The 3,212-nt window shown below is 70.8% G+C and carries 3 protein-coding genes; 2 read left to right on the top strand and 1 reads right to left on the bottom strand.

Translation table 11 applies throughout. The annotated features are described in order from the left end of the window. Window positions 1-427: hypothetical protein (locus VF092_20685; GenBank protein ID HEX6749721.1), on the top strand; the 427-nt coding region annotated here is incomplete at its 5' end. After that, a complete protein-coding gene (locus tag VF092_20680) occupies window positions 414-1,421 on the top strand; it encodes a putative zinc-binding metallopeptidase (protein HEX6749720.1) in 1,008 nt (335 codons plus the stop codon). The genes VF092_20685 and VF092_20680, both read left to right, overlap by 14 nt. A 58-nt stretch (window positions 1,422-1,479) precedes the next feature. Here the strand turns inward: VF092_20680 and VF092_20675 are convergent, their stop codons facing one another. Further along, complete coding sequence (locus VF092_20675) at window positions 1,480-3,117, bottom strand: NAD(P)/FAD-dependent oxidoreductase (GenBank protein HEX6749719.1); 1,638 nt, start codon at window positions 3,115-3,117, stop codon at window positions 1,480-1,482. Window positions 3,118-3,212 lie beyond the last annotated feature (95 nt).

Genomic DNA, 3,212 nt, shown 5'->3' with positions numbered 1-3,212 from the left:
GCTGTACGTGAGCCTGGTGGGGAACGGCGAGGCGCTCGAGGTGCTGCCGATTACCGAAATGGTATTCGACAAGCGCCGCACCCGGGCCGAGGAGCGGATCGCCACCCGGTTCGCCAAGTGGGACGAGGACTACCGCGCCCGTAAGGGGATCAGGAACGTGTTCGCGCGCCCCATCGCCCGCGCGACGCGGGCGCGGATCGAAGCCATCTGCCGGACCGCCTTCCGCGCGCTCTGGCTGCGCGACTACGCCCGGCTCGACGTCCGCCTCGCGCCCGACGGCGAGCTCTGGGTGCTCGAGGCCAACGCCAACCCGTTCATCAGCTACGGACACGACATGGCCAACGCCGCGGAGAAGGCCGGCCTCGACTACTACCACTTCATCCAGCGGCTGGTGGACGAGGCGATGCGGCGCTATGAGCACGCCTAGGCGCCACGGGCGCGGGCCGCGCGCCGGATACCGGTGCGTCTGCGGACACGAGCTCGGGAAATACTGGTCCTACTGCGCCAACTGCGGCCGTCCCCAGCGCTGGCCCGACGAGGGCGACGTGACCGGTGCCGAGTGCTACCGCTGCGGCTGGAAGGTGTCGGACAAGTTCTCCTTCTGCCCCTGGTGCGACGCCGACATCGCCGAGCCGGGCTACTCGAGCGAGCGGCCGCTCAAGGCGCCCAAAGGCTTCCGGATGGATGCGCGGTGCGACTGGGGGTGCGGCGGCGGGGTGCAGTACCCGATGCGGTTCTGTCCCTGGTGCGGGCGGCCGCAGGTCTGGAACGAGGACGACCTGTTCGAGGGCGAGTGCCCCCACTGCCACCGCGGCGTGGACGACCGGATGGACGTCTGCCCGTGGTGCGGCCAGGACGCCACCGGGCGCGAGCTCATTCCCCGTGCGCTCACGCGCGTCCGCCGGCTGCTCCTCGTCTCACGGATCCGCGACTGGGGCTATCGGGTCCTGCTGCGCCCCGGGATCTCGGGCGTGGACCCGCGCTACCCCAAGATCGTCGAGATCGAGCAGCGCTACGTCATCGGCAAGCGGCGGCAGGACGAGATCCCGTGGACCATGCTGGTCGGGCTCATCACCCACGAGCTGGGACACAGCTTCCTGTACCACCACTGGGACTGGGCCCGGAGCCGCCCCTTCCGCCGCGCGTTCGGCGAAGTGGACAAGGCATACCGCGGGATGGACAACACCTGGGTCTATTTCCAGCGCAGCCGCGTCGCGATCGCCCCGCGCGACTTCGTCACCGCCTATGCCGCCAAGCACCCCCAGGAAGACTTCGCCGAAGTCTTCCGCTTCTACGTGACCCGCCGCGGCCGCCTCCGCGACCTCTTCGCCGAGTTCGGCCAGAAGCGGAAGGGGGTGCTGGTGTACGAGAAATTCCTGGTGCTGCACGACTTCGTGCGAGCGTTGAGGGGGTGGGGATAGGACGGACAGACGGACAGACGGACGGACGGGCGGAAAAGGCACACCGCGCGGTGTGCTGTCACGGTCCGTCCGTCCGTCTGTCCGTCCGTCTGTCCGTCCGTCCGTCCGCCAGCAGTTCCATCGCCGCGTTCCTCCCATTGATCCCCATCACGCTCCCCCCCGGATGCGTCCCCGCGCCGCAGAGGAAGACGCCCGGCATCGGAGTGCGCGCCGGGAGACGGCGGTCCCACATCTGGTCGGGCAGGATCTCGCCCTGGAAGATGTGGCCGCCGGTCAGGCCCACTCGGCGCTCGATGTCGGGTGGACCGAGGACCTCCATTCCGGTGACCGCGCCGGGGATGTTGCTGCAGAAGCGGGCGAGCGAGGCGAGGACGGTGCGGCCGACCTCGTCACGCCGCGTGCCCCAGTCGCCGTCGCGAAAGTCATGGGGGACGTACTGGGCGAAGATGCTCAGCGTGTGCACGCCCGCGGGCGCGACGCTCGGGTCGAAGACGGTCTGCAGATAGAGCTCGTTCCAGGTGCGGGGCGGCAGGAGGCCCTGATTGGCCATGCGGTGGAAGTCGCGCCACTCCTGCTTGGCGAGCGGGGTGTTGATCTGGCCGGTGTGGTGCGGCGCACGGGTGCCTGGGCGCGCGGTGAAGTTCGGCAGCTCGGTCAGCGTGAGGTTCACCTTGACCGTCACGCCTTTCATGGGGATGGCCCGCACCCGCTCGGCCCAGTCCGGGTCGGCCGCCGGGCCGAGGAGCTCGAGCGTGGCTCGCGGGTCGGCGTTGGAGATCACGCACGCCGCCGCGATCCATTCGCCCGACGCCAGCGCGACCCCTTCCCCCGGGACGATGCGCGCCACGGGCACTCCCGCCGCGACCACGGCCCCCGCCTCGGTGGCGATGTCGCACAGGAGAAAGGACACCATGCCCATCCCGCCCTCGACGTAGCCCCAGCTGCCGGGCTGTCCGTCCATGCGCCCGGACGCGTGGTGATACCACACCGAGGCGGTGCCCGGGTCGTGCGGGCTGGCGTTGGTGCCGATCACCCCCTGCCCCAGGTAGGCGAGCTGCAGCCGTTCGTCCCCGAGATAGCGTTCCACCAGTTCCACCATCGACCACTCGAACAGGAGCGCGCACGCCTCCGGGTCGCCGCCGAGCCGGTGCTCGATCTCGTCCCGCGTGGGCGACGGGCCGATCCAGATATCGCCGGCCCCCTCGGGGCGGAGGGTGTCGCGCAGGCGGCGCTTCACGGCCTGCATGGCGCGCCAGCCGCCGAGATCGCGCGGCGACAAGCGGCGGATCTCCGCCTCGCAGCGCGCATCGTCGTTCCAGAGCTGGATGCTGCTGCCGTCCTCGAAGGGCACGAACATCCCGCCCACCGCGGGCATCCAGCGGAAACCGTGGCCGGGGAGGTCCAGCTCGCGCATGACGAGCGGATGCAGCAGTCCGACGACGTAGGCGCAAGGAGACACGCGCACGCCGGGCCAGGGCTCCTCGAGCGTGCACGCACCGCCGACGCGCTCGCGGGCCTCGAGCACCAGCACGCGCTTCCCCGCGCGCGCCAGGTAAGCGGCGCACGCGAGGCCATTGTGTCCGGCGCCCACCACGACGACATCCCACCGCCGCGCCGCAAGCGCCTGCACCGGCTCCGGCAGCCCGACGCGGCCGAGCACCACAGCCGTCGCGCTCTCGTTTGCTCGTCGGTTCACTCCCGCCTCGTTCAGATCAGGTCGTCGGGGTCCACGGCGCCGGCCGGAAGGCGATGCTCGCAGAGGGCGCGTCAGTCGCCGCCACTCCTACGTGG

This window comes from Longimicrobium sp. (assembly GCA_036377595.1).
Taxonomy (GTDB): domain Bacteria; phylum Gemmatimonadota; class Gemmatimonadetes; order Longimicrobiales; family Longimicrobiaceae; genus Longimicrobium.
This window is presented reverse-complemented; position numbering and strand designations above follow the sequence as displayed.

Coding starts and splice junctions, on each gene's coding strand:
- VF092_20680 (HEX6749720.1), top strand. CDS start 414: ATGAGCACGCCTAGGCGCCACGGGCGCGGGCCGCGCGCCGGATACCGG.